General features: G+C 62.5%; 20 protein-coding genes and 1 pseudogene. 10 read left to right on the top strand and 11 right to left on the bottom strand.

The genetic code is table 11. The features are described 5' to 3' along the window. Window positions 1-843: 843 nt before the first annotated feature. The 7 genes from E0L37_RS20810 to E0L37_RS20775 all read left to right on the top strand — a co-directional run bounded on the left by E0L37_RS20810 (window position 844) and on the right by E0L37_RS20775 (window position 12,185). Window positions 844-2,619: an acyclic terpene utilization AtuA family protein gene (locus E0L37_RS20810; protein ID WP_133493561.1), complete on the top strand. Its 1,776-nt coding sequence runs from the start codon at window positions 844-846 to the stop codon at window positions 2,617-2,619. Window positions 2,620-2,936: 317 nt separating this feature from the next. After that, the gene (locus E0L37_RS20800; protein WP_133493560.1) at window positions 2,937-3,809 is read left to right on the top strand and encodes an SDR family oxidoreductase; all 873 of its coding nucleotides are present in this window, start codon (window positions 2,937-2,939) and stop codon (window positions 3,807-3,809) included. Between the two features lie 27 nt (window positions 3,810-3,836). Continuing rightward, window positions 3,837-5,447 carry an acyl-CoA carboxylase subunit beta gene (locus E0L37_RS20795; protein WP_133493559.1) on the top strand — a complete coding sequence of 537 codons (1,611 nt, stop codon included), beginning with the start codon at window positions 3,837-3,839 and terminating at the stop codon, window positions 5,445-5,447. A 176-nt stretch (window positions 5,448-5,623) separates the two neighbouring features. Beyond that, the gene (locus E0L37_RS20790; RefSeq protein ID WP_133493558.1) at window positions 5,624-6,781 is read left to right on the top strand and encodes an acyl-CoA dehydrogenase family protein; all 1,158 of its coding nucleotides are present in this window, start codon (window positions 5,624-5,626) and stop codon (window positions 6,779-6,781) included. 186 nt (window positions 6,782-6,967) lie between these two features. After that, on the top strand, window positions 6,968-7,771 hold the full coding sequence (locus E0L37_RS20785) for an enoyl-CoA hydratase/isomerase family protein (RefSeq protein ID WP_133493557.1): 804 nt from the start codon (window positions 6,968-6,970) through the stop codon (window positions 7,769-7,771). A 265-nt stretch (window positions 7,772-8,036) separates the two neighbouring features. Continuing rightward, the gene (locus E0L37_RS20780) at window positions 8,037-9,989 is read left to right on the top strand and encodes an acetyl/propionyl/methylcrotonyl-CoA carboxylase subunit alpha (protein WP_133493556.1); all 1,953 of its coding nucleotides are present in this window, start codon (window positions 8,037-8,039) and stop codon (window positions 9,987-9,989) included. 366 nt (window positions 9,990-10,355) lie between these two features. Further along, the gene (locus tag E0L37_RS20775) at window positions 10,356-12,185 is read left to right on the top strand and encodes a long-chain-acyl-CoA synthetase (RefSeq protein ID WP_133493555.1); all 1,830 of its coding nucleotides are present in this window, start codon (window positions 10,356-10,358) and stop codon (window positions 12,183-12,185) included. 70 nt (window positions 12,186-12,255) lie between these two features. On the opposite strand, the gene E0L37_RS21895 is transcribed toward E0L37_RS20775, so the two are convergent. From E0L37_RS21895 to E0L37_RS20765, 3 genes and pseudogenes are all read right to left on the bottom strand, one after another. Then, entirely contained in the window at window positions 12,256-12,561 is a 306-nt protein-coding gene (locus tag E0L37_RS21895) for a hypothetical protein (protein WP_305015922.1), read from the bottom strand. 126 nt (window positions 12,562-12,687) lie between these two features. Continuing rightward, a pseudogene (locus tag E0L37_RS20770) lies at window positions 12,688-13,290 on the bottom strand (AMP-binding protein); the annotation flags it as partial. A 260-nt stretch (window positions 13,291-13,550) separates the two neighbouring features. After that, on the bottom strand, window positions 13,551-14,153 hold the full coding sequence (locus tag E0L37_RS20765) for an AMP-binding protein (protein WP_133493553.1): 603 nt from the start codon (window positions 14,151-14,153) through the stop codon (window positions 13,551-13,553). Window positions 14,154-14,345: 192 nt separating this feature from the next. On the opposite strand from E0L37_RS20765, the gene E0L37_RS20760 reads away from it, so the two are divergent. Continuing rightward, window positions 14,346-15,521 carry a C4-dicarboxylate TRAP transporter substrate-binding protein gene (locus E0L37_RS20760; protein WP_133493552.1) on the top strand — a complete coding sequence of 392 codons (1,176 nt, stop codon included), beginning with the start codon at window positions 14,346-14,348 and terminating at the stop codon, window positions 15,519-15,521. Window positions 15,522-15,529: 8 nt separating this feature from the next. On the opposite strand, the gene budA is transcribed toward E0L37_RS20760, so the two are convergent. Together budA and E0L37_RS20750 are read right to left on the bottom strand one after the other, a co-directional pair. After that, window positions 15,530-16,318 carry an acetolactate decarboxylase gene (gene budA / locus E0L37_RS20755; protein WP_159660832.1) on the bottom strand — a complete coding sequence of 263 codons (789 nt, stop codon included), beginning with the start codon at window positions 16,316-16,318 and terminating at the stop codon, window positions 15,530-15,532. Between the two features lie 249 nt (window positions 16,319-16,567). Next, complete coding sequence (locus E0L37_RS20750) at window positions 16,568-17,512, bottom strand: LysR family transcriptional regulator (protein WP_133493550.1); 945 nt, start codon at window positions 17,510-17,512, stop codon at window positions 16,568-16,570. Window positions 17,513-17,640: 128 nt separating this feature from the next. Here E0L37_RS20750 and E0L37_RS20745 point away from each other — a divergent pair, with 128 nt between their 5' ends. After that, window positions 17,641-18,510, top strand: coding sequence for an SDR family NAD(P)-dependent oxidoreductase (locus tag E0L37_RS20745; RefSeq protein ID WP_133493549.1), 870 nt, complete (start codon window positions 17,641-17,643; stop codon window positions 18,508-18,510). Between the two features lie 718 nt (window positions 18,511-19,228). On the opposite strand, the gene E0L37_RS20740 is transcribed toward E0L37_RS20745, so the two are convergent. From E0L37_RS20740 to E0L37_RS20730, 3 genes are all read right to left on the bottom strand, one after another. Continuing rightward, on the bottom strand, window positions 19,229-19,678 hold the full coding sequence (locus E0L37_RS20740; RefSeq protein ID WP_133493548.1) for a phasin family protein: 450 nt from the start codon (window positions 19,676-19,678) through the stop codon (window positions 19,229-19,231). A gap of 119 nt (window positions 19,679-19,797) precedes the next feature. Further along, on the bottom strand, window positions 19,798-20,082 hold the full coding sequence (locus tag E0L37_RS20735; protein ID WP_236564091.1) for a hypothetical protein: 285 nt from the start codon (window positions 20,080-20,082) through the stop codon (window positions 19,798-19,800). 2 nt (window positions 20,083-20,084) lie between these two features. Continuing rightward, on the bottom strand, window positions 20,085-21,305 hold the full coding sequence (locus tag E0L37_RS20730) for a hypothetical protein (RefSeq protein ID WP_133493547.1): 1,221 nt from the start codon (window positions 21,303-21,305) through the stop codon (window positions 20,085-20,087). A gap of 296 nt (window positions 21,306-21,601) precedes the next feature. Here E0L37_RS20730 and E0L37_RS20725 point away from each other — a divergent pair, with 296 nt between their 5' ends. Continuing rightward, the gene (locus E0L37_RS20725) at window positions 21,602-22,357 is read left to right on the top strand and encodes a hypothetical protein (RefSeq protein WP_133493546.1); all 756 of its coding nucleotides are present in this window, start codon (window positions 21,602-21,604) and stop codon (window positions 22,355-22,357) included. 229 nt (window positions 22,358-22,586) lie between these two features. Here E0L37_RS20725 and E0L37_RS20720 read toward each other — a convergent pair whose 3' ends face one another. From E0L37_RS20720 to cmoA, 3 genes are all read right to left on the bottom strand, one after another. Continuing rightward, on the bottom strand, window positions 22,587-22,898 hold the full coding sequence (locus tag E0L37_RS20720; RefSeq protein WP_133493545.1) for a hypothetical protein: 312 nt from the start codon (window positions 22,896-22,898) through the stop codon (window positions 22,587-22,589). Between the two features lie 91 nt (window positions 22,899-22,989). Continuing rightward, on the bottom strand, window positions 22,990-23,958 hold the full coding sequence (cmoB, locus tag E0L37_RS20715; RefSeq protein WP_133493544.1) for a tRNA 5-methoxyuridine(34)/uridine 5-oxyacetic acid(34) synthase CmoB: 969 nt from the start codon (window positions 23,956-23,958) through the stop codon (window positions 22,990-22,992). Beyond that, window positions 23,958-24,689 carry a carboxy-S-adenosyl-L-methionine synthase CmoA gene (cmoA, locus tag E0L37_RS20710; RefSeq protein ID WP_166643111.1) on the bottom strand — a complete coding sequence of 244 codons (732 nt, stop codon included), beginning with the start codon at window positions 24,687-24,689 and terminating at the stop codon, window positions 23,958-23,960. The genes cmoB and cmoA overlap by 1 nt, the downstream gene beginning before the upstream one ends. Window positions 24,690-25,471: the final 782 nt, after the last annotated feature.

Raw genomic sequence — 25,471 nt, 5'->3', positions numbered from 1 at the left:
GGCCGGACGCCGGACGCCGGACGCCGGACGCCGGACGCCGGACGCCGGACGCCGGACGCCGGACGCCGGACGCCGGACGCCGGACGCCGGACGCCGGACGCCGGACGCCGGACGCCGGACGCCGGACGCCGATAATGCAAAACCAGACCCAACGCCCTGGCAAGCACTAAAACGCTTTTTAGGGTTCATCGCGGTTTGGCGGGCCACCGCGCTTCAATCATGGGCACGGGTCTGTAACGGAAGGGGCTACCAAGCCGCTATATTCGCCGGCAAGCCGGTCTCCCACGGATCATGCCACGAAGCCGCTGTGGGAAGCTTGCTGGCAAGCGAATATCCCAACACCAGAGGGCCGGAATTCGCCAGCAAGCTGGCCTCCCACAGGTCCGCCACGAAACTGCTGTGGGAAGCGGCCCGGGCGGCGCTCCGCTTGGCCGCGAATGCCCTGAGCCGTTGGCGATTCGCTTGCCAGCAAGCTTCCCACAGCGGCGCTGTAGCCACCTCTGAATGGAGGTCTTCGAGGTAACCGGGCAATACGGGAGCCCCCGCCGGAGCGACGTTGAAATTGCTCCCAGCAATTTTTTTATTCCCGCAATGCCCGCAGCCCCGGGTTTTGACTTTAGCGTCTGGCGTCTGGCGTCTGGCGTCCGGCGTCCGGCGTCTGGCGTCTGGCGTCCGGCCCTTTAACTACGCCCCCCACCTCTGGCCTATTGGGTCGGGCCCCTGAGCGTTTCAGTCAATGGTCATAGCCGATTCCATATTTACATACCAAGCGCTTGCTTGGTAGTGTTGAGCCACTCCGTCACCGGCCCATTCGTCATGAAGGAAGGAAGAAGGAACAACACCATGAGCGACATCACCCGCATCGGTTGCGCCGCCGGCTTCTGGGGCGACACCAACAGCGCCGCCTTCCAACTGGTCCGCCAGGGCAATATCGACTATCTGGTGTTCGACTATCTGGCCGAGGTCACACTGTCGATCATGGCCGGGGCGCGCATGAAGGACGCCAACGCCGGCTACGCCCACGATTTTGTCACCCAGGTGATGGCGCCGCTGGCCCGGGAGATCAAGGACAAGGGCATCAAGGTGATCAGTAACGCCGGCGGCGTGAATCTCAGGGCCTGCCGGGATGCACTGAGCAAGGTGTTCGCCGAGGCCGGCGTCGAGCTGAACATCGCCCTGGTGGAAGGCGACGATCTTAATCCGCGCCGGGCCGAGTTCACCGACTGCCGGGAAATGGACACCGGCGCGGCCTTGCCGCCGATTACCGTGACCATGAATGCCTACCTTGGCGCCCTGCCGATCAAGGCCGCTCTGGACGCTGGCGCCGACCTGGTGCTGACTGGCCGTATCGCCGACTCCGCTCTGGTGTTGGGCCCGTTGCTGCATGAGTTCCAGTGGGCCAACAACGATTATGACCGGCTGGCCCAAGGCTCCCTGGCCGGCCATCTGATCGAGTGCGGGGCCCAATGCACCGGCGGCAACTTCACCGATTGGCGCGATGTGCCCGGCTTCGACAACATGGGCTTCCCGGTCGCCGAATGCCACCGGGACGGTACCGTGGTGATCACCAAACCGGCGGACACCGGGGGACTGGTCACCCCCGCCACCGTCGGCGAGCAACTGCTCTATGAAATCGGCGATCCGCGCCAGTACATCCTTCCCGACGTGGTCTGCGACTTCACCAACGTCACTCTCACCCAGGACGGGCCGGATCGTGTCAAAGTCAGCGGCGCGCGCGGGCTGCCCCCCACCGACACTTACAAGGTGTCCGCTACCTACCCCGACGGCCAACGCATCACCGCCTCTTTCCTGATGGGCGGCATCGACGCCCCCGCCAAGGGCCAAGTAGTGGCCGACGCCATCCTCGGCAAGGTGGCGGCGCAGTTCAAACAGGCGGGGCTGGCGCCCTTCCGGGATGTCAGCGTGGAAATCCTCGGCAGCGAGGCCACCTACGGCAACCAGGCGCGCCGCCAGGACAGCCGCGAAGTCGTGGTGAAAATCGCCGCCCTGCACGACGACCGCAAGGCCCTGGGTCTGTTCGCCCGGGAAATCGCCCAGGCCGCCACCGGCATGGCCCCGGGCTTGTCCGGTCTGGTCGGCGGCCGGCCCAAGCCGATGCCCCGTATTCGTCTTTATTCCACCCTTATCGGTAAACAGAAGGTGCCGGTCACGGTGGACGTCAACGGTGAGACCCTGCCGGTGGCCATTCCCGCCGGCGAGCCGCTGACGAAACCGGCCCCGCAAACGGACGGCGAGACTGCCTCCGGCGACACCGAGGTGCCGTTGGTGAAACTGGCCTGGGCCCGCTCCGGCGACAAGGGCAACCACGCCAACATCGGCGTTATCGCCCGGGACCCGGTTTACCTGCCCTATTTACGCGCGGCGCTGAGTGAGGCCGCGGTGGCGGACTACATGCGGCATGTGCTCGATCCGGAAACCGGCTCGGTCAGCCGCTGGGAGCTGCCCGGCATGCACGCCTTCAATTTCCTGCTGCGCAACGCGCTGGGCGGCGGCGGCATCGCCAGTCTGCGCATTGATCCGCAGGGCAAGGCGTTCGCGCAGCAGTTGCTGGACATGCCGGTGGCGGTCAGCGAAGAAATAGCAAGGCGGGTGTCATGAGCGGGCGATTTTATTTCGGACGCCGGACGCCGGACGCCGGACGCCGGACGCCGGACGCCGGACGCCGGACGCCGGACGCCGGACGCCGGACGCCGGACGCCGGACGCCGGACGCCGGACGCCGATAATGCAAAACCAGACCCAATGCCCTGGCAAGCACGAAAACGCTTTGTTATTTCCGCAACGCCAGCAGCTCCGGGTTTTGACTTTAGCGCCTGGCGCCTGGCGCCTGGCGCCTGGCGTCTGGCGTCTGGCCCAGCCCAGCGCCAAGCGCAGTGACATTTCAGCCGACCACACAGCTATAAAGGACTGTTACCCATGCCCTACCGTTCCGTCTTTCGGGAAAACCTGTTCGCCGACCGCAACATCATTGTCACCGGCGGCGGTTCCGGTATTGGTCGTTGCACCGCGCATGAATTGGCGGCGCTCGGCGCCAGGGTGGTACTGATCGGCCGCGGCGAAGACAAGTTGCGCGAGGTGGCCGGGGAAATACAGCAGGACACCGGCCGCGAAGCCCTGTATTTCAGTTGCGACATCCGGGAAGAGGAACGGGTGCGCGCGACGGTGGCGGAGATCTACCAGGCGGTGGGCCAGGTGCATGGTCTGGTCAATAACGCCGGCGGCCAGTTTCCGGCGCCGCTGGCACTGATCAGCCAGAAAGGCTGGGAAACGGTGATCCGCACCAACCTCACCGGCGGCTTCGTGATGGCCCGGGAAGTGTTCACACAAGGCATGAACCAACACGGCGGCGCCATCGTCAACATCGTCGCCGACATGTGGGGCGGCATGCCCGGCATGGGGCACTCCGGCGCCGCCCGCGCCGGCATGGACAACTTCACCAAGACCGCCTCGGTGGAATGGGGATGCTGCGGCGTGCGGGTGAACGCAGTAGCCCCGGGATGGATTGCCTCCTCTGGCATGGACACTTATCCAGAAGCGTTCCAGAACATTCTCAAAACGCTGCGCTCCGCGGTGCCGTTGAAACGCATGGGCGTGGAAGCGGAAGTATCCTCGGCGATCTGCTTCCTGCTCAGCGATGCCGCGGCCTTCATCAGTGGCGACACGCTGCGTATCGACGGCGGCGCCAGCCAGGGCAACGTGGCGATTTTCCCGTTGCCGGAACATAAGCGCAGCGAGCCCTTCGACGGCTTCCACCGCGCCATCACGCCCGCCATTTTCAAACAAGACTGAATCCGCGAATACTGACAGGACCCGATCATGCCCGTACTGGAAACCAGCCTGGACGTCAACAGCGACAGCTTCCGCGAAAGCCGGGAGGCCATGCTCAAGGCCGTGGAGGAGTTCCGCGCCATCGAGCAGGGCGTGGTGGACGCCTCGGAAGCCAAGCGCGCTAAATTCGAGAAACGGGGCCAGTTGCTGCCCCATGAGCGGGTCGCCCGTCTGCTCGATCCAGGCTCGCCGTTTCTCAGCCTGATGAATCTGTCAGGCTATCGCATGCACGATGACAAGGACGGAACCGAGGCCGGCGGCGGCAGTATTGCCGGGATCGGTTATGTGGCCGGCGTGCGCTGTCTGGTGACCGCCTCCAATTCCGCCATCAAGGGCGGCACCATTACCCCTTCCGGCCTGAACAAAACGTTGCGCCTGCAACGTATCGCTCTGGAAAACAAACTCCCCGTGGTGAGTCTGGTGGAATCCGGCGGCGCCAATCTGAACTACGCCGCCGAGGTCTTCGTGGAAGGCGCGCGGACCTTCGCCAACCAGGCCCGGCTGTCCGCCGCCGGTATTCCGCAAATCACCGTGGTGCATGGCAACGCCACCGCCGGCGGCGCTTATCAGCCGGGTCTTTCCGACTACGTCATTCTGGTCCGTGACCGCGCCAAGATGTTCCTGGCCGGCCCGCCATTGCTGAAAGCCGCCACCGGTGAGATCGCCACCGACGAGGCGCTGGGTGGCGCTGAAATGCACACCGGAGTGGCCGGTACCGCCGAATATCTGGCCGATGACGATGCCGACGGCATCCGTCAGGCGCGGGACCTGATGGGGGTACTCGGCTGGCGCGACGATGCGCCGGCCGCCGGGGATTGGGTACCGCCCCGCTATGACGAAGAGGAACTGCTGGGCGTGGTGCCCAGCGACGCCAAGAAACCCTACGACGTACGCGAAGTGATCGCACGGATCGCCGACGATTCCAACTTCGTCGACTTCAAGAACGACTGGGACGGCGCCACCGTATGCGGCTGGATCGCTATCGAAGGTCAACCCGTGGGCGTACTGGGCAATAACGGGCCGATCACGCCGCGCGGCGCGGCCAAGGCGGCCCAGTTTATTCAATTGTGTGACCAGAGCAGTCGACCGTTGCTGTTTCTGCACAACACCACCGGCTTCATGGTCGGTACCGACGCCGAACGCAACGGCGTGATCAAGCACGGCTCGAAGATGATCCAGGCGGTGGCCAACGCCCGGGTGCCGAAAATGTCCATTGTCATCGGCGGCTCCTATGGCGCCGGCAACTACGCCATGTGCGGCCGGGGCCTGGATCCGCGCTTTATTTTCGCCTGGCCCAATTCCCGCGTGGCGGTGATGGGCGGCCAGCAGGCCGGCATGGTGCTGCGCATCGTCGCCGAAGCCAAACAGCGGGCCAACGGTATCGAACCGGATGAGAAAGTGCTGGAGATGCTGCAGCAAAGCACCGCGCAGAAACTGGACGCGCAATCCACCGCGCTCTATGGCACCGCCCACTTATGGGACGACGGCATCATCGATCCGCGCGATACCCGCCGGGTGCTGGCCTATGTTCTGGATATTTGCCGTCAGGCGGAACACCGCCAGCTCAATGGCAACACCTTTGGCGTGGCAAGACTATGAATGAAGTTGACAGTTAACAGTGAATAGTTAATGAGCCGCTGTGGGAGCTTGCTTGCAAGCGAATGGGGTTCGCTCGGACGTTTAGTGATATTCGCTTGCAAGCAATCTCCCACAGTGGCTAAAGAATCAGCCTGGACGTCAGTCAAATCGAATAGAACACAAAGCAGGAGTGTGTCATGAAATTCACCCAAGAACATGAAGAACTGCGCCGCACGGTACGCCAATTCGTCGACAAGGAAATCAACCCGCATGTAAAGGAATGGGAGGCGGCGGGCCGTTTTCCGATCCATGACGTGTTCAAGAAAATGGGCGACCTGGGTCTGCTCGGCGTCACCAAGCCGGTGGAGTACGGCGGCATGGGGCTGGACTATTCCTACGGCATGGTGATGAGCGAGGAGATGGGCACGGTGCATTGCGGCGGCGTGCCGCTGGCGGTGGGCGTGCAGACCGACATGGCGACGCCGGCCCTGGCCCGCTTCGGCTCTGATGAATTGCGTCGGGACTATCTCGCTCCCGCCATCGCCGGTGACATGGTGGCCTCCATCGCCGTTTCCGAGCCGCAGGCCGGTTCCGATGTGGCGGCGGTGAAAACCACGGCGAAAAAAGACGGTGATGACTACGTCATCAACGGCACCAAGATGTGGATCACCAATTCGCCCAGCGCCGATTTCTTCTGCCTTTTGGCGAACACCTCCGATGACAAGCCGCACATCAACAAATCCCTGATCGTGGTCCCCAAGGACGCCGCCGGCATCACCGTGGACAAACCACTGGACAAACTGGGAATGCGTTCCTCGGAAACCGCCCAGGTATTTTTCGACAACGTGCGCGTGCCGCAACGCAATCTGATCGGCCAGGAAGGCATGGGTTTCATGATGCAGATGATGCAGTTCCAGGAAGAGCGTCTGTTCGCCGCATCCAACAGCCTCAAGGGCATGGAACACGTAATCGACGAAACCATCGAGTACGCCCGCGAGCGCAAGGTGTTCGGCATGAGTCTGCTGGACAATCAGACCGTGCACTTCCGCCTGGCTGAACTGCAAACCGAGGTGGAAGCTCTGCGCGCCCTCACCTACCGCGCCTGTGAGCTCTACATCAACGGCAAGGATGTGCTGCAGCTGGCGTCCATGGCGAAATTGAAAGTAGGCCGCCTGGCCCGGGAAGTCGCGGACTCCTGCCTGCAGTTCTGGGGCGGCAACGGTTTCATGTGGGACAACCCGGCCAGCCAGCTGTACCGCGACGGCCGGCTCGGCTCCATCGGCGGCGGCGCCGACGAGATCATGCTGGGCATCATCTGTAAGACCATGAATACGCTGCCGGGCAAGAAACGCTGATTGGGACACGCTTGCACGCAGCACGCTTACACGCAACACGCAAAAAGACATACTCGGGCAAAGACTTGTGGTTGCCCGGCGTTGCCAAGCGATGTGCCGTTTCCAGGCCCGTATTCGCTGCAAGTATGGCGTGCCAGCGTGCAAGCGTGATGCGTGCAAGAGAATAAGCCACGAACGAGACCAACTATGACGCTACCTGAAACCGAAACGATCACCCTGAACCCTGACGGCTCTGTCCTGTTCGTCACCCTGAACCGGCCGCAAAGCCGCAACGCCATGAGCCTGACCATGGTCGATGAGCTGATGGCGGCGTTCGACTGGGTGGAAGCCAATCCGGAGGTTCGCGCCGTGGTGTTGCGTGGCGCCGGCGGCCATTTCTGCGCCGGCGGCGATATCAAGGACATGGCCGGCGCCCGTCAGCAGGCGGCGGCCGGCGACGATCAGGCGTTCTTCACCCTGAACCGGCGTTTCGGCGCCATGGTCAGCCGCGCCGAAAGGCTGCCAGCGGCCCTGGTGTGCGTGCTGGAAGGCGCCGTGCTCGGCGGCGGTTTTGGTCTGGCCTGCGTTTCCGACGTGGCGCTGGCCGCCGGTGATGCCCGCTTCGGATTGCCGGAAACCGGCCTCGGCGTGATCCCGGCGCAGATCGCCCCGTTCGTGGTACGCCGCATCGGCCTGACCCAGGCCCGCCGGCTGGCACTCACCGGCGAACGCTTTGATGGCCACGGCGCCCGGGCCCTGGGCGTGGTGCATGAAGTCGCCGATTCCACCGAGGAGTTGGAGCAGCGGTTGCGGCATACCCTGGAACAAATCCTTCGCTGCGCCCCCCACGCCAACCGGGTGACCAAGCAATTGGTGCTGAGCGTGCAGGAGCGGCCCCTCGACGCGGTGCTCGATCAGGCCGCCAGGGACTTCGCCGACGCCGTCACCAGCGAGGAAGGCCAGGAAGGCACACTGGCGTTCGTGCAGAAACGGGCACCGGATTGGACGTGATGCCGGACGAGCGGTTCACAGGGCCTGCAATTCGCTTGCACGCCTACACGCAACACGCTTTCACGCCATACTTGCAGCGAATACGGGCCTGGAAACGACACACTGCTCGGCAGCGCCGGGCAACCACAAGTCTTTGCCCCAGTATGTCTTTTTATGTGTTGCGTGTTGCGTGTTGCGTGTTGCGTGCAAGCGAATTACCAGACACCGGCGCTCCTCTCCATACCAGAAAGAACCGCGATGACATAAAGCAAAGGAAACCAACGCCATGAGCTTCGACAAAATTCTGATCGCCAACCGTGGCGAAATCGCCTGCCGCGTCATCGCCAGTGCCCAGGCTCTGGGGTATCGCACGGTGGCGGTGTATTCCGAGGCGGATCGCGATGCCCTCCATGTACGGCTGGCGGATGAAGCGCTTTGTATCGGGCCGGCCAATGCCACCGCCTCCTACCTCAACATCGACGCTCTGCTCGATGCCTGCCGCCGCAGCGGCGCCGATGCGGTACACCCGGGTTACGGCTTCCTTTCCGAGAACGGCGACTTCGCCCAGGCCTGCGAGGACGCCGGTATCACCTTCATCGGCCCGCCAGTGGCCGCGATCCGGCTGATGGGCTCGAAACGGCTGTCGAAAATCGCCATGGAAGAAGCCGGTGTGCCTTGTGTACCCGGTTACCAGGGCGAGGACCAGAGCGACGAGACGCTGCTGCGGGAAGCGCGGCGGATCGGTCTGCCGCTGATGATCAAGGCCAGCGCCGGCGGTGGCGGCCGTGGCATGCGCGTGGTCACCGACGAAGCGGAGATTCCGGCGCAGTTGAACAGCGCCCGCCAGGAAGCCCGCAACAGCTTCGGCAACGACGAGCTGATTCTGGAGCGGGCGGTGAGCACGCCGCGACACGTGGAAATTCAGGTGTTCGGCGACCGCCATGGCAACGTCATTCATCTGGGGGAACGGGACTGCTCGGTACAGCGCCGTCATCAGAAAGTGGTGGAGGAAGCCCCTTCCCCGGCCCTGGATGACGCCCTGCGGCAACGCATGGGCGACGCGGCCGTCAACGCCGCCCGCGCCTGCGGCTATGTGGGCGCGGGCACAGTGGAATTCCTGCTCGGCACCGACGGTGAGTTCTACTTTCTGGAGATGAACACCCGTCTGCAGGTGGAACACCCGGTTACCGAGCTGGTCACCGGCCAGGACCTGGTGGCCTGGCAATTGAAAGTGGCCGCCGGGGAAAGCCTGCCGCTGACCCAGGATCAGGTTGTTCTGAACGGCCACGCCATGGAAGTTCGCCTTTACGCCGAGGACCCGGCCCAGGGCTACCTGCCCCAGACCGGCCCGGTACGACGCTGGCGTCCCGCCGGTGGCGAAGGCGTGCGGGTGGATCACGGCCTGCGTGAAGGGGATCAGGTGGGCAGCCACTACGACCCGATGCTGGCCAAGATCATCGCCCACGGCGCCACCCGTGACGAAGCCCGGCGCCGCTTGCTGCGGGCGGTGGAAGACACGGTGCTGGCCGGCGTCAACGATAACCGCGCGTTCCTGGCCGCCATTTTACGCCACCCGGTGTTCGCCGCCGGTGACGCCACCACCGCCTTTATTGGCGCCGATTTCGCCGACGACCCCAGTCTCACGCCGACAACGCCCGGCGATGCCTTGTGGTCGGTGGCGGCACTACTGCTCGCCCGGCAACAGGACCGGCGCCCGGCCGGGCCCGGCCGTGGCTGGCAATCCAGTATCCTTGGCGCACAGCCGCTGACATTGGGATGTGGCGAGCACCGCCGGACCCTCACGCTTCGCGGGGACCGGGTCGACGGTGAAATGACGGTGATTCCGCGGGAGGTGAATGACCACTCCGTGATCGCCGAAGTGGATGGCATCCGCCGCCGCTTCCAATGGTGCCAACACGGCGACCAACTGTGGCTGCAACAGGGCGCCGACAAAGCGTCCTTCCAGGATCTGACCCACCTGCCCGCCGCCAGCCTGGACGGCCCCGGCTCCGGCCGGCTGAGCGCGCCCATGGACGGCGCCGTGGTGAGCCTGTCCGCCAGCGTTGGCGACCGGGTACAGCGCGGCCAGGTGCTGGCGGTGATGGAGGCGATGAAGATGGAGCACGTGCTCAAGGCCGACTGCGACGGCACCGTGACCGAGGTAGCGGTGGCGATGGGCGATCAGGTGCGGCGCCAGCAGTTGCTGGTGCTCCTGGAAGCGGACACCGGCCCGGCCTGACGCGGTTGCCCGGCGGTCGGGCAAATGCTCTGATCCGCGGGCTGTGTTTGAATGGCGACTGGCGTGGGGTTTCCTTGCCATGTTTGGTGAAGTTTTAACCAATCAACGCGGTGACCGGCGGGTCCGTTCGATCACTGCTTGCCCGCCTCCGGAGCGCCGGTTATGGTAGCCCCATTAGCGGTCAACTTACGATTGTTCGCCGCGAATATTTGGTCATCTCCGAGTTATCACGAGCCCCCTCCTCCATCGCCGGAGAAGGCGGCCGCGCGCCCTCGGAGAAGCCCTTTTCAGCCCTTTGCTGGTAGTGGACTCCCGGCGCGACCCGGGTATTCCAAGAACATTAGAGAATCAGAGAGTGGAGATGCCATGAGCAGCGCCGACGTCATTACGTTGCCGAAGATTCTGTCGAAGGTTCCCGAGATCCTTGCCAACCTGCCCGGGCTGTTGAAGGGCTCAAAAATGAGCAAGATCACCGACACCACCAAGCCGCTGGGGCTGGGTGTCGAATTCGAGGCCGCCACCGCCGCCAACCCCAACGGCATTGCCGTTATCCATCAGGACACCGAACTCACCTACCGGCAATTCAACGCCTGGGCCAACCGTATCGCTGATTACTTCGCCTCCATTGGCCTGAAGAAAGGCGACACCGTGGTGGTGGATATCGAGAACCGTCCGGAACTGGTGGCCACGGTGCTGGCCTGCGCCAAACTGGGCATCTGCGCCGCCCTGGTGAACACCTCCCAGCGTGGCAAGGTCCTCACCCACAGTATTAATCTGGTGGAACCCAAGGCCGCCATCATCGGCGGCGAACTGATCGACGCCGTCGAGGAAATCCGCGACGAGCTGGATCTGAAAACCAACTTCTTTTACCTGGCCGATGCCGACACCCTGCAGAACCCGGGCGAAGCGCCGGAGGGCTACAAGAACCTGGCCACCGAGATCCAGAACTGCTCCAGCGAGAACCCGGCCGGCACCAATCAAAGCCGCCTCAAGGATCCGCTGTTCTACATCTATACCTCCGGCACCACCGGTCTGCCGAAGGCGGTGGTTTTCAACCACGGCCGCTGGCAAAAGGCGTTCGGGGCTTTCGGCTATTCCGCCGTGCGCCTGGACAAGGACGACCGCCTCTACTGTACCCTGCCGTTCTACCATGCCACCGGCATGGTCATTTGCTGGGCCTCGGTGATCGCCGCCCGTGGTGGCCTGGTGCTGGCACGCCGGTTCTCCGCCAGCCGCTTCTGGGACGATATCCGTCAGCATAACTGCACCGCGTTCGGCTATGTCGGCGAGTTGTGTCGTTACCTGCACGAACAGCCGCGCAAAGCCGACGACAGCAACAACCGCGTGCATACCATTGTCGGCAACGGTCTGCGTCCGGGTATCTGGAAAGACTTCAAGGCACGTTTCGGTATCGAGCGCGTGGAGGAGTTCTACGCTTCCTCCGAGGGCAACGTGGCCTTCACCAACGTATTCAATTTCGACAACACCGTGGGCTTCTCCCCGGTCAGCTACGCCATCGTCAAGTACGACAAGGAAGCGGACCAGCCCATGCGCGACGCCAAGGGCTTCATGATCAAGGTGGGCAAGGGCGAATCCGGCCTGATGCTCGGCGAGATCACCGACAAGACCCCGTTCGACGGCTACACCGACAAGGAAAAAACCGAAAAGGCGATTTTCCGCGACGTGTTCAAGAAAGGCGACGCCTGGTTCAACACCGGCGATATGATGCGCGATATCGGCTTCCGACACGCCCAGTTCGTGGACCGCCTCGGCGACACCTTCCGCTGGAAAGGGGAAAACGTCTCCACCACTGAAGTGGAGCAGATACTGGACGGCTTTGAGTCCATCGTCGAGTCCGTGGTGTACGGCGTGGAAATCCCCGACACCAACGGCCGCGCCGGCATGGCCGAGCTGCGTCTGGACCGCCCCCATGATGACGTGGACTTCCAGGCTCTGTGCGACTACCTCAAACGCGAGCTGCCGCCCTACGCCATTCCGGTGTTTCTGCGCATCACCGATCACGAAGTAGAAACCACCGGCACCTTCAAACACCAGAAAAACAAGCTGAAGGACGAAAAGTACGATCTCGGCAAGCACAGCGATCCGGTCTACGTGCTGCTGCCCGGCGAGAGCTGCTACCAGCGCCTCAACGAAGACACGCAGAAAGGCATCGACGGCGGCGAATATCGTTTCTGAGTCTGTTTGTCGTTATTCTTTCACCCTCTCCCTAACCCCTCAAGGGAGAGGGTGAAAACAACCGCCGTCCCTACCCCACCTCATCCCGCAACTGTCGTTTCAGTATCTTGCCCACCGGATTGCGGGGGATCGCATCGACGATGCGCAACGCCTCCGGCAGCTTGTACAGGCTCATCCCGGACTCACGAAGGAAACCGCGGATATCTTCCAGGGAGAGCGGCGACGCCGGCTCCCGCGGCACCACGCAGACACATACCCGTTCCCCCATCACTTCATCCGGTTGCGGAATCACCGCCGCGTCCAGTACCGCCGGGTGCGCCTGCACCGCGTTCTCCACTTCAGCGCTGGAAATATTGAAGCCGCCCCGAATCACCATGTCCTTCTTGCGATCATGGAAACCGACATGGGACCGATCCCGAATCATGAACAGATCACCGGTACGAAAGTAACCATCGTCGGTGAACGCTTTTTCGGTCAGATCCGGCCGCTTGAAATAACCGGCGAACAAACTGGGGGCCCGGTAACACAATTCACCGATCTCCCCCGGCCCGGTCACTTCCCGATCGTCGTCATCGAGCAGCTTGACGCTTACCCCATCCACGCCGGACGGCCAGTGGCAGCCGGCCCTGCCCCAGAACGGCAGGTGATCCACCCGCCGCTCCAATTCCGGTACATCCGCCGGTCCGGCAATCAGGCAGGTGCCTTCGTTCTGCCCCCAGATGTTGATGATCTCAATGCCCCAGCGGCGTTTGAACTCCCGCAGCGTCCACAGTGACGGCGGCGCCGAGCCGGTGGTGATGGCGCGCACCGAGGACAGATCAATCCGGTCCACGTCCGGCAGCTTGGCGATCATGTTCAATACCGCCGGCACCAGAATGGTGAAGTGAATGTCCTGCTCGGAGAGTTGCTCCAACAACACCGGCATGGTCAGAGGATGATGCAGCACCAAGGTACCGGCGGAGACCAACCAGGACACGTAATTGACACCGAGAGCGGTCATGTTGACCAGCGGCGCCACGCACAGTTGCCGGTCTCCTTCCCGCAGCCCGGAGGTCCGCATCAGCGGACCGATATGGGAGAACCAGCTGTTGTGGCTCATAGGACAGCCCGGAGAGCCTGTTCATAGTCTTTACGCCGCCGCGCCGGAGTTCATTTTGTTGTCAGGGCGTGATTCCGATTGTGCCGTGTAGTCATTCTACATAAACAAGCGTAATCGCGGTCTGGCGGCAAAAGGGGCCCGGCCCTTCGGGTTGCGCTGGAAAAGCCGCCAGAGGACGCTGTGGCCTTTGACTTTGGACCCACCAGAGCCTTCAGTCCCCAACGCCCTCTGGCGGCTTTTCCAGCAGCAACGCGGCGGCGTAAAGACTATGAACAGGCTCTTAGCCGCGACTCGGTCCCGGAGGTCCAGCACAGGGTGAAGATATCATTGGCGTCCACCGTCACCGGCGGCGGCGGCGACCCCACCGGCCCTTCGGCAATGGCGGTCAGCTCCGCCAGGGACAGACACTGCTCGAAGCCCAGCGTCCTGCCCATGGCGATGTAGTCAAAGCCCTTGGCGTGATCGGCGGCGATGTACAGGCGGGCTTCGGTAAGCTCCCGCACATAGCCCACATCGGTGGCTCGCCATTGCAACGGCAGTGCGGTGAGAACCCCACCGGCGCGGGCCACCGCCAGATAGAGCATGGCCAGTTCCCAGACATTGGGAAGCTGGGCCACCACGATATGGTCCTTTCCAAGTCCACGCCGGGCCAGTTCCGCGGCGGTGGCGTCCACCGCCCGGCCAAACGTCCGGTAGTTCAATGACCGGGCCGCCGTACCGACCAGATCCGGCCGGTCAGGTGGATCCACCACCGCCTCACGATCCGGGTTGGCCGCGCGGTTCTGGTCGAATTGCTCCAATAAGGTGCCTTGGCCCCAACGCCCCTCATCGAGGTAGTGATCGATCCACTGCCGGGAATGCAAAATCATGACTTGTCCTTGTTATTGCCCTGCCTGTCCCATTAAACCCCCTGGCCACGCCGTGACCATCGTCGGATCGAACGATGTCGGCGCGGATGTCACCAGAGCCGGATAATCGTCCATTCCGACGACGTTAATTGCCTCTCTCCACCGACAGGATGAAAGGCCCATCCCGGGTCATATAAGAAGGAGAACATTCCCATGTCGGTATTTCGTTCATGGGGCGCGACCTCCCGTCGCGGCCCCGCTTTCCCCACCCTGCTTGTCACGCTCGCCGCCCTGCTGTTGACTTCCGGCGCCAACGCGGAACAGCTGCGTTTCGCCACCGGATCAGCGCCCAACTCCATCGGCGGCCTGTCGGCGGAACATTTCGCCAAGTCCCTGAAGGAATACTCCGATGGCGATCTCACCGCCAAGGTTTATATGATGTCGCTGCTCAGCTTCGCGGAGATGTCCGGCGGAGTGGAAAAAGGCATGACCGACATCGGCTCGATGATCTACCCCTATTTCCCGTCCGAGTATCCGCGCACTAATCTGGTGGCCGAACTGACCATGCTCACCGATCTGATGGGCGCCCCGAAATCCCTGTCCAACCTGGCCTACGCTGGCGCGGTCAGCGAGTTCGTCTTCGAGCACTGCCCGGAATGCGTCGCGGAATGGGAAGCTCACGATCATGTGTTCAGCGGCGGCTCGGCGGCGTCTCCCTACTATTTTCTCTGCAACAAGCCCGTGGATACTCTCAAGGACCTCAGCGACAAGCGGGTCCGCGTGGGCGGCGCGCAGTGGGCCCGGGCGGCCGAAGCGCTGGGCGCCACGCCGGTGACCATGTCGGTGAACGAGATCTACGAGGGCCTGAGCCAGGGTGCAGTGGACTGCACCATGCAAGCGGCCGCGGAGCTGATCAGCTTCAACCTGATGGAGGTCACCACCGACATTACCCTGGGCGCGCCCCTTGGTATCTATGGCGGCCTGTCCCTGAGCACCAACCGGAAAGTCTGGCAGGGGCTCACCGAGACACAACGTAAAGCGCTGCTGCACGCCGCCGCCGACTCCAACGCACACACCACCTGGAACTACCGGGTGGATGACGAGCGCGCACTCAAACAGGCGAAAGAAAAAGGCATCGCCATGCACGAGGCCGACGATGCCCTGGTCAGCACCGCCGAACAGTTCATCGAAAAAGACATGGAAACCATCGCCACCAACTACCAGAAGAAATACGGCGTGGACGATGCCGCGGAGATGATCGCCACCTTCCGCCCTCTGCTGGAAAAATGGATGACATTGGTCAAGGACGTGGACAGCAGCGACGCATTGGCGGACCTGTACTGGGACGAGGTTTACTCAAAAGTGGATGTCAGCCAGTACGGCCAATAAACGCGTCGTTACTTCTCCCCCCGCACGGCTCGCTGAAAGCGGGCCGTGCTTTGCGGGTCCAAACGCAGGTCGGCGTCGGCGAAGGCCTCGTCTTCCGGCAACAGCAACGTCACTCCGGCTCCCTGGTCCACCGACACGGTCAGCGCCTCGCCTCGCAAATCCAGCAGATGACCGCCCCGGCGACGCGCCCGGTCAATGAAGTGGAAGTGATAGCCGGCACCGCTGACCGCCGCCAGGTAAGCCGGCAACCGGAATCCCACCAGCGTCCCCTCCACATCGGTAAGCTCATACAGATTCTGCCCGGCCACCACCTGATCGATGGGCCGATACGGCGGCTTTTGCCGGGGCACGCTGCGCAACCTCAGAGTCTCAAACCGCCCGTCCAGCCGCACCGCGTAAACGCCGTTGGCCGATGGCAGCCGGGCATCCAGAGCACGGGCCAGGTGCGCCATTCCCCGCACTTGCGACAAAGTGAAGCGCTGATCCCGGGTAAACCGCTTTACCGTCAGAAACGGGGTTTGCTCCTGATCCGACACGGCTCTGATACGGCCTTCCGGATCAGCCTGATACACCTCGCCGCCCAGCACGATGATCTCGCCTTCCACCGGGCTCAAAGCGCCCAGGCCAAAGTCCCCCAGTGCCAGCATGCGGCTGAAGCGGGTATTACCTTCAAGTAGACCGGCGCTCAACGCGGTGGTCGGCGCCAACTGATAGACCAGATCTTCCGGCGCCAATTCCGCCCGGGCGCCCGTTGCCAACCCTGTCGACAGTAGAAAAATACCCGCCGCTTTTCTCATCCGTTTCTCCTCCAGGTTCATGAGGTCCCAGACTAGGCGGCGGCGGAACCATGAAACAGCCCCAGTACCTCAAGGCATTCTTGCCGGAGGCTCATTAATCTTTTATCTCACAATCCGCCGGCACACCATTCGCTGCCAAGGCAGCTTCCCACAAAGGGAACTACGAAGCTGCTGTGGGAAGCTGCCTTGGCAGCGAATGCAGAACACACTCGTGCCTTCAGAACAGGCGGTCGTTGAACCTATCGCGACTCAGGGCGCCGGCTCGAAGCCCACTACCTTGCCGCGCAACGCCAGATCCCAGGACGGCGGCCCCGGCAAGGACTCCGCCAGAAAGTCCACCACCGCCCGCACTTTACGCGAGAGCTGCCGTGCCGACGGGTAAACCACATGCACCGCCGAGGGTTCGAATTCATACTCCGGCAGCACCCGCACCAGATCACCGGAAAGCAGCGCGTCGGCAATGGAGAACGTCACCCCCATGGCGATACCGAGCCCCGCCTTGGCGGCCTCGGTCAGCACCTCCCCGTTATTACAGACCACGGGGCCGGCGACCGGCACCGACACCACCCCTTCCAGCCCCGACAAACGCCATTGGCGGGGCCGCTCCAGCGCGGTGAAAATCAGGCAATGATGCTCGCTCAATTCGCTCGGTTCGCGGGGTGCGCCATGGCGGCGGATGTAGGCCGGGCTGGCCACCAGCAAACGCCGGTTAGAGCACAGCCGGCGCGCCACCAGACGGGAATCCTCCAACGCGCCAATGCGAATGGCGAGATCCACCCCCTCGTCGATGAGATCAATAAAGCGATCGCTCAACTCCAGCTCGATCGACAGCTCCGGATAGCGGTCACGCAACGGCTTCAGCAACGGCACGATATGCTGCCGCCCAAACACCACCGGTGCGTTGACGCGGATAACCCCCTTGGGATGCCGGCTGGCGGCGGTGGCCTCACTTTCCGCCTGTTGCAGCTCATGCAGAACACGCTGGCCGCGCCGGAACAAGGCGGCACCAGACTCGGTCAGGGACAACCGTCGTGTTGACCGCTGCAACAGACGCACCGCCAGCCGCTCCTCCAGACGGGACACCACACGGCTCACTCCGGATGGCGTCATGCCATGCTCCTCGGCGGCGCGGGCGAAACTGCCGAGCCTGACCACACTGACGAAGACACTGATTTCCGTGGTTTCCAGGGACATGAAGACCGCCTTGCCAAACACGCATTAATGACTCGGCGTCAAAAATACCATGCGAACGGACCGATTTATCCCCATTTTGCCAAGGGGCAAAGTGAGAACCCCATTGACCATCACGAAGGTATGAATCGATGACCCCGGATCGTCGCCGCTTTCTCAAGCTGGGTACCACCGGACTGGCCGCCCTCTCCGCCGGCTCCGCCCTGGCGGACTCCCCCCTGACACCGCCGCGCCAGCGAGGCCGTTTCAACGGCAAGGTCGTCGCCATCACCGGCGCCACCTCCGGCATCGGCGCCGCCGCCGCCCGCCTGTTCGCCGCAGAAGGCGCCCGGGTCACCTTCTGCGGCCGGCGCACCGCGCTGGGCGAACAAGTACAGCGACACATCACCCGACAGGGCGGCGAGGCGCTCTATATAGAAGCGGATGTCACCCGGCCGGAACAGGTCCGAGCCTTCATCGAGCAGACCCTGGATCACTACGGCCGTCTGGACGTGGGCTATAACAACGCCGGCGAGGTGCTGTTCAAACCCCTGCATCAATTGACGCTTGAGGACTGGGAGCGCATCCATGACACCAATCTGCGCGGCGTGTTCCTGGCGATGAAGTATCAGATCCCGCCACTGTTGGAGAGCGGCGCCGGGCGCATCATCATCACCTCTTCCCAACATGCCTATGCCACGCGCCCGGGTGGCGCCGCTTATGCCAGCAGCAAGGCCGCCCTGGAAGCGCTGGCGCAAAGCGCCACTCTGGACTACGCCGCCCAGGGCCTGCGCGCCTGCGTGGTGGCGCCGGGCATCACCGATACGCCCATGTTCCGGCGCGCCACCGGCAGCAACCCGGAAGCGGTGGCGCGGGCCAATCAGTTGGTTCGTGGTGTACGTCGCATTGCCTCGGCGGAGGAAGTGGCCAGGGTGGCGGTCTGGCTGGCCTCCGATGAGGCTTCCTACATCACCGGTACATCGTTCCTGGTGGACGGGGGATTACTCAGCGGCTTCGCTTGAGATTACCCACAGCTTCTGTGGATAATCCGGTGCATAACCGGTGCGCGATGACTCACATGCCAGACAGTACGCCACTACTTGTTTATTGGTGTGATTTTGACCGTCCCGGCGGAGGAAAAATCAGAGAGTTGGAACGGCCATACTGGTTTTCCACAGATACTGTGGATAACCCTGTTGAGAAAGTGAGGAAAACACCCCATGACAGCTTAATAAGGGGAGGTTGCGCAATTTGACGTTTTTTTGACCAATTAAAGAAATTCTTTATTTTTCAATTAGTTATAAGCCCATCTTTAAGCATTTTAGACCTTCTGGGCGGCTTTGTTACCGCCTTTCTCATCCCACCACGAGCTGTGCACAGTTTCGGACCGATTTGCCGATGTCAATAGTGAACAGACGCCAAGGTCCCGATTTTTCGCCCCCGCCCTGTTCCAGGTCATCCCTGTGGCTGAAAAGCGTTATTTTTCATAACTCGCCGCGTCCTTGTGAAGCACACCGAACGCATCTGTGGATAACTATGTGAATAAGCTGGCGATAGACGGGGGAAAAGAGCCGTGCGGCTGTCCCCGGTTTGGAATGACCGGCTTACAGTCAATCCACTGGCCAATCCATTCGCTGGCGAGCCAGCTTCCCACAGCGGTTCCATAAGCCCTCTGGGAAGCTCGCCTGCCAGCGAATACGGCGCTAATTTGGGGGACTGCGGCAATCCCGGGAACACGATTTATTCCGGGTCCCGGGGTTTGGATTCGGACTCTGGTTCCTCGTCATCCATCCGTTCCAGCGCATCTGTCAGCTCCTGGACCCGGCGTTGCAACGCCTCCACTTCCCGCTTGTTGGGAATGCCCAATCGCGACAGCGCCTTGCTCAGACGGTCATCAAAGGCTTTTTCCATGCGGTCCATGGTCTCACCGGTGTGATGACGAACCCGCTCCTTGATGTCTTCCACCCGCGGGGCTTTCTCACGGGTATGCTTTTCCACCTGACGACCGGCTTCCACCAACGCATCAAAAAAACCACTGCCTTCTTCCTCCGCACGGGCAAAGGCGCCAAGCCCGGCCAGCCAGATCTGATGGGTGTATTTACGCAGATCCCGGGAAGCACCGGACAGGCTGCGCAGAGGGCCGCGTTCGTCTTTTTTTTCCTGATTATTGTCCTTGGATTGATCGGACATGATGCTTCTCCCGAAAGCGCGCACCGCCCTGGTCTTCACCGGCACGCTGTGAAAAACGCCTTACAGTATAAGGGAAAGCACTTGGGAAGGCGGGGGGAATTGTCCTACAGAGGGCGTCTTCAGGCGTCCGGACCGGGATCGTCTTCGCGGGACCGACGCCCCACCACCAGACCGCCCACGCCCTTCGCCAGATCCTTGGCCAGGCCGCTGACACGGCGGCGCAGACGCTCTTCCAGCCGCTGCCCCGCCTGCTCCAGGCGCCGGTCGATATGACGTTCCAGTGCCGGCCAGAGACGGAACTTCACCGCCAGCCCCACCACGCTCAGCGTGATCAGGGAGGAGATCAGGGCACAGCCCACCAGCAGCATCGCCAGGGTCGCCGGAGTCAGGCTCAGGGAGGTCATGATCAGGCCACCCCGAACACGAAGATCAACTGCGCCAACCCGGCCATGGCGCCAAGGAACCCCCCCACCAGAATCAGGATCCACTCATCCTCCTGGAAGGCCGGGCGCAGCAGATCCTGGAATTCCTCGGAACTGAGCGCCTGCATCCGGTCACACATCAGGCGCTCGATGATGGAGCTGCGTTCGCGGTTGAAGTTGTCGTCCTCGAACGGCTCCACCGCCAGATCCACCGCCTTGTCTTCCACCGCGCGCTTGAGGTCGGCGTAGCCACCCGGCCCTACCGTCAGCTGCGCCGCGGTACGCACCACGCCGCCACTGAGCAGCGGCTTCAGATGACGCTTGATCAACGCCTTGGTGCGGTCACCACGTGGCCCATTGACCACCTGATACATAATATTGCGCAGCGTCACCAGTTCCTCGGTGGTGAGCCGGGCAAACGATTCCGCCACGTCCTTCTGGCGTTTCAGGAACAGCCCCTGGACCCGGAATGGCCCCACCCGAACCGGATTCAGCGGCCGGAAGATCACGTTCAGGGCCAACCAGTTGGTGGCGATACCGACGATAAAGCCGAACAACGGCAGCACCCAGTTGCCGGGCACGAAAATAAACACCGGCACCTGGATCAAACCGAACAGAAAACCGAAATAGAAGCCGGAGTTGGTGACGAAGCGGAACTCGGGCTCACCCACTTCCTTGAACATCTGCACCATCAGCGCCTTATCCTCGCGCATGCGGCTGACGATCATGTGCTTCATGTCCACCAGGCTTTCCAGGTTGCGGCTAATGTCCTCGACCACATTGTCCATCACCGCGGGAATGGCTCGCCGGGCACGACTGTAAACACGGCGGCGCACCACCAGGGGGAGGTTCTCCCAGAGCACGGAGTTGCGCTCGGTCATCACCTCGTCGACGTATTCCTCCATTCGCGCCTGGATGCTTTTGGTCAGGTGGGCGGCGATTTTCTCCGGCTCCATCTCGCGGAAGAACTCATCCAGACTGCCGAGCTTCTGCAGGGTTTTCTCCACCACGATGCCGGCCATCTTCTCCACCTTGGACGGAATGATGCCCTGCCAGCCGAAGATTGGACGGATACCGATGAACTCAAGGGGGTAGAACGTCATCTGCACGGCCGCCCAGTTGGTGATCCAACCGACCGCCCCGGCAATAAACGGAATACTGAATAACTTCCAGAAGTCCGGGTGGGAAAAGAAAGAATCCAACATCTGGGTAAAGACTCCCCTGGCATCGGTTACCAACGGCACGGCGGGCGCCAGTCTGGAGTACTCTAACGATCAAGCTTCCCGGCGAACAGTTCGTGTAACCGCCGTACCGAGTCAAAACAGCCAATGTGATGTCCGAAAAGCCTGTTTAAGGTCCCGGGAACAGGTCCTAGTATAGGCACGAGGGTCGTTCCGGACACCACTATCGCGTAATTTTTGGCAACTCCACCGCCGACAAGCCATACTGCATTGTCGGGGGTTCTCCCCAATACCATCAGGCACACGTTATAAGGACAGGCATGCCCGCTTCACCCACCACCGCCGGACTTTCCGGACTGCTGCTCTACGGCACCCTGGAAACCCTGCTCAATCAGGTGCTCACCGCCCACGGCCGCGGCCGTGATCAATTGGCGGCGCTGGACGGCACCGTGGTGCGTTTACGTGGCGATCAACCGCGTTGGGTGTTGTATGTGCTGATCTACGCCGACGGTATCGAACTGCTCACCGATTATGAAGGCCAGGTGGATGTGCGTATCCGCGCCCCTCTCGGCGCCCTGCTCCACTGGCTGCTGGCCCCCAACAGCAGCAGTGAGGAACTGCGCATCACCGGCCCCGAGGATCTGCTGCTGCGGCTCGAGCAAATGATCAGCGAATTCAGCCTGTGGCCGCTGGTCCGGAACTGGCTCGATGATCACGTGCGCCTGCACGATCTGCTCGCCTTGCTGCGCCGGGAAGACCCGGCCTGGCTGGAACGCCTGGCCACCCTTCCCACCCAGGTCGGCGAACTGGCCGCTCAGTTGGCGGATCAGCGGCTGCTGCAGGAAGACCTCCTGAATGAGTTGCGGCAAATGCGCCAGGAACTGCGCCGGTCACGCCGGCTGGACCTGGCTTTTCTGCTGATCGGCCTGGGCTTGATCAGCACCGCGTTCATACGCGTCCAGGGGGACTGGCACGGCCTCTGGCAAACCCTGTCCCACGACTACCTGTCCCTGACCCTGCTCAGCCTGGGGCTGGCCCTGCTGCTGGGCAGGCTGTGGGGAAACAAGAACAGTTGACAATTGATAGTGGACAGTTGACAGCGGAAAACAAAAACAGGTGGACTTTAGCCGCTGTGGGAAGCTTGCTTGCAAGCGAATGGGGTTCGTTCAAGCGCTTGGCGACATTCGCTTGCAAGCAAGCTTCCCACAGAAAAGGCATGAGTCGACTTTGTTGATACGCAAATGGTTTTTGCACTTCCGCATTTCTTTCCGTTGCCAACTGTCCACTATCAACTGTCAACTATCTTCACCGTTCCTTCTTCCCAAAGAACTTCCCCAATCGCTCGCCGACGATCTCGCTGCCGGAGCGGGCCAGGCTGCGGCTGGTTTCTTCCAGGATTTCACGGGTGGGCAGGTTGCGAAGGCCGTCGGCGAGGCCGCGTTTGACCGCCGCTTCCACGCTTTCGCCAATCACTTCGGCGGCCTGACGGGCCTGTTTTTCCATATCCTTTTCCAGGGTCTGGCGCAGCTTCGGCTGAAAATAGAAATGCCCCCACAGCGACACCACGATCAGCGTCAGGGCGGAACTGGACAACGCAACGACAACAACGGACAACATGGCAACCTCGCACCCCGGGTGAATAGCGCCATGATACTCCTGTGTTCCGCCGCCGGCATGGCTGCCGGGACGGCTCGGCCGAGAGCGGCGGTCAGGGGGCTCGCCGCGCGATCATCACTGCCCGGCGCGGTGCAGGCAGCCCCTCGCGGGTACGGGACGGGTCGTCCGGGTCGAGGAAATCCGGCAACGACTGAAAGCGCATCCACTCTGTGGCGCGCTGCTCGTCGGTGGTGGTGACGCACTCATCCACACAGCGCACCTGATCGAAGCCGGTGCGTCGCAGCCAGGTCGACAATTGAGCGGTGCTGGGAAGGAAAAACACATTGCGCATGGCGGCATAGCGGCCTTCGGGGATCAGTACGGTACGCTCATCGCCTTCCACCACCAGGGTTTCCAGCACCAGTTCGCCACCGGGACGAAGGGCATCACGCAATTCCAGCAGGTGATCCAGCGGCGAACGGCGGTGATACAGCACCCCCATGGAGAACACCGTGTCGAAGGCTTGCAGAGACGCCGGTAATTCCTCCATCCGCAACGGCGCGAACGAGAACGGCGCCGCCGGTGCGTAGCGGCGCACGGCCAGATACTGCACCAGAAACAGGATGGTGGGATCAATGCCGAGTACCCAGTCGGCGCCGGCGCCGATCATGCGCCAGCCGTGGTAGCCACTGCCGCAACCCACGTCCAGCACGCGCCGGCCGCGCAGGTCGCTGAGGTGCGGCGCCACTCGCTGCCATTTCCAGTCCGACCGCCATTCGGTGTCGATATGCTCGCCGAAGAAGCAAAAAGGGCCCTTGCGCCAGGGGATCAGACCGGTAAGTCCCTGGTGCAGGGCCTCGGTATCCCCGGCCGCGCCGGGTTCGCCGATGGTCACCGTATCCCGGGCAAAGTCACAGGGTGCCGGCCCCGGCGGCAGCCGCTCCAGCGCCGTCAGCCAGCGCGGCAAATCACCGTGAGGGCGCTCGATCAATCGCTCCCGGCTGAGCGCCAACACCGACTCCGCCGCTTCACCGAGGTGTTGCTCCAGGGCCTCGCCCAACACGGTCAGATAAGTCCGCATCAACGTATCGCCACCAGGGACATGAAGTTGAAGCAGCGGAACCAGACCCGCACTTCATGGTAACCGGCCCGGCGCAGCCGTTCTTCATGGGCAGCCAGAGTTTCCGGCAACAATACGTCCTCGATGGCGCTGCGCTTCTGGCTGATTTCCAGATCCGAATAGCCATTGTTGCGCTTGAACGCATGATGCCATTCGCTTTGCAGGGCGTTCTCGGCCTCGTCCTCGAAGCGGATTTTCTCCGACAGCACCAGAATGCCGCCCTCGCGGGTGGCATCGGCGAGACGCTGAATCAGCTCATCGCGCTGCTCCAGGGGAATGAATTGCAGAGTGAAATTGAGCACCGCCACCGAGGTGGGCTCGAAGCTCATCCCCGCCACATCCGTCTGGCGCAACTGGACCCGGTCCCGCAAGCCCTGATCCCGCAACAGGTCCCGCGCCTTCTCGATCATCGCCGGGGAGTTGTCCACCGCCACCAGCGTGCCTTTATCCGGCGGCGTCAGAGCCGCCATGGCCAGGGTCGCGGCCCCCAGGGAACAGCCCAGATCATAGAGGCAGGTATCCGGCTGGGCGTACCGTGCCGCCAGCACCCCGATCATGTCGATGGTGGTGGCGTAACCGGGCACCGAGCGCTTGATCATGTCGGGGAAGACACGCACCACCCGCTCATCGAAGGAAAACCGTTCGATGCGTTCGCGCTGCTGGGCGTAGATGTCGTCTCGTTGCTCGGTCATGGGGCGCTCCCGGCCGTTCGGGGAGCGCATTATGACGGAAGCGCGGGAGGGTCGAAAGTCGGACGCCGGACGCCGGACGCCGGACGCCGGACGCCGGACGCCGGACGCCGATAATGCAAAACCAGGCCCAACGCCCTGGCAAGCACTAACAACGCTTTTTTATGGTTCATCGCGGCTTAGCGGGCCGCGGCGCTTCAATCATGGGCACGGGTCTGTAACGGAAGGGGTTACCAAGCCGCTATATTCGCCAGCAAGCTGGGCTCCCACGGATCCGCCACGAAGCCGCTGTGGGAAGCTTGCTGGCAAGCGAATACCCCAACACCCGAGGGCCGGAATTCGCCAGCAAGCTGGTCTCCCACGGATCCGCCACGAAGCCGCCGTGGGAAGCTTGCTGGCAAGCGAATATCCCAACACCAGAGGGCCGGAATTCGTCAGCAAGCGGGGCTCCCACGGATCCGCCACGAAGCCGCCGTGGGAAGCTTGCTGGCAAGCGAATATCCCAACACCAGAGGGCCGGAATTCGTCAGCAAGCGGGGCTCCCACGGATCCGCCACGAAGCCGCTGTGGGAAGCTTGCTGGCAAGCGAATATCCCAACACCAGAGGGCCGGAATTCGTCAGCAAGCGGGGCTCCCACGGATCCGCCACGAAGCCGCCGTGGGAAGCTTGCTGGCAAGCGAATATCCCAACACCAGAGGGCCGGAATTCGTCAGCAAGCGGGGCTCCCACGGATCCGCCACGAAGCCGCTGTGGGAAGCTTGCTGGCAAGCGAATATCCCAACAC

This window comes from Alcanivorax sp. 24, assembly GCF_004360225.1.
In the GTDB taxonomy this organism is placed as follows: domain Bacteria; phylum Pseudomonadota; class Gammaproteobacteria; order Pseudomonadales; family Alcanivoracaceae; genus Alloalcanivorax; species Alloalcanivorax xiamenensis.
The sequence above is the reverse complement of the archived record's forward strand: the minus strand, read 5'-3'. Positions and strand labels throughout refer to the sequence as shown.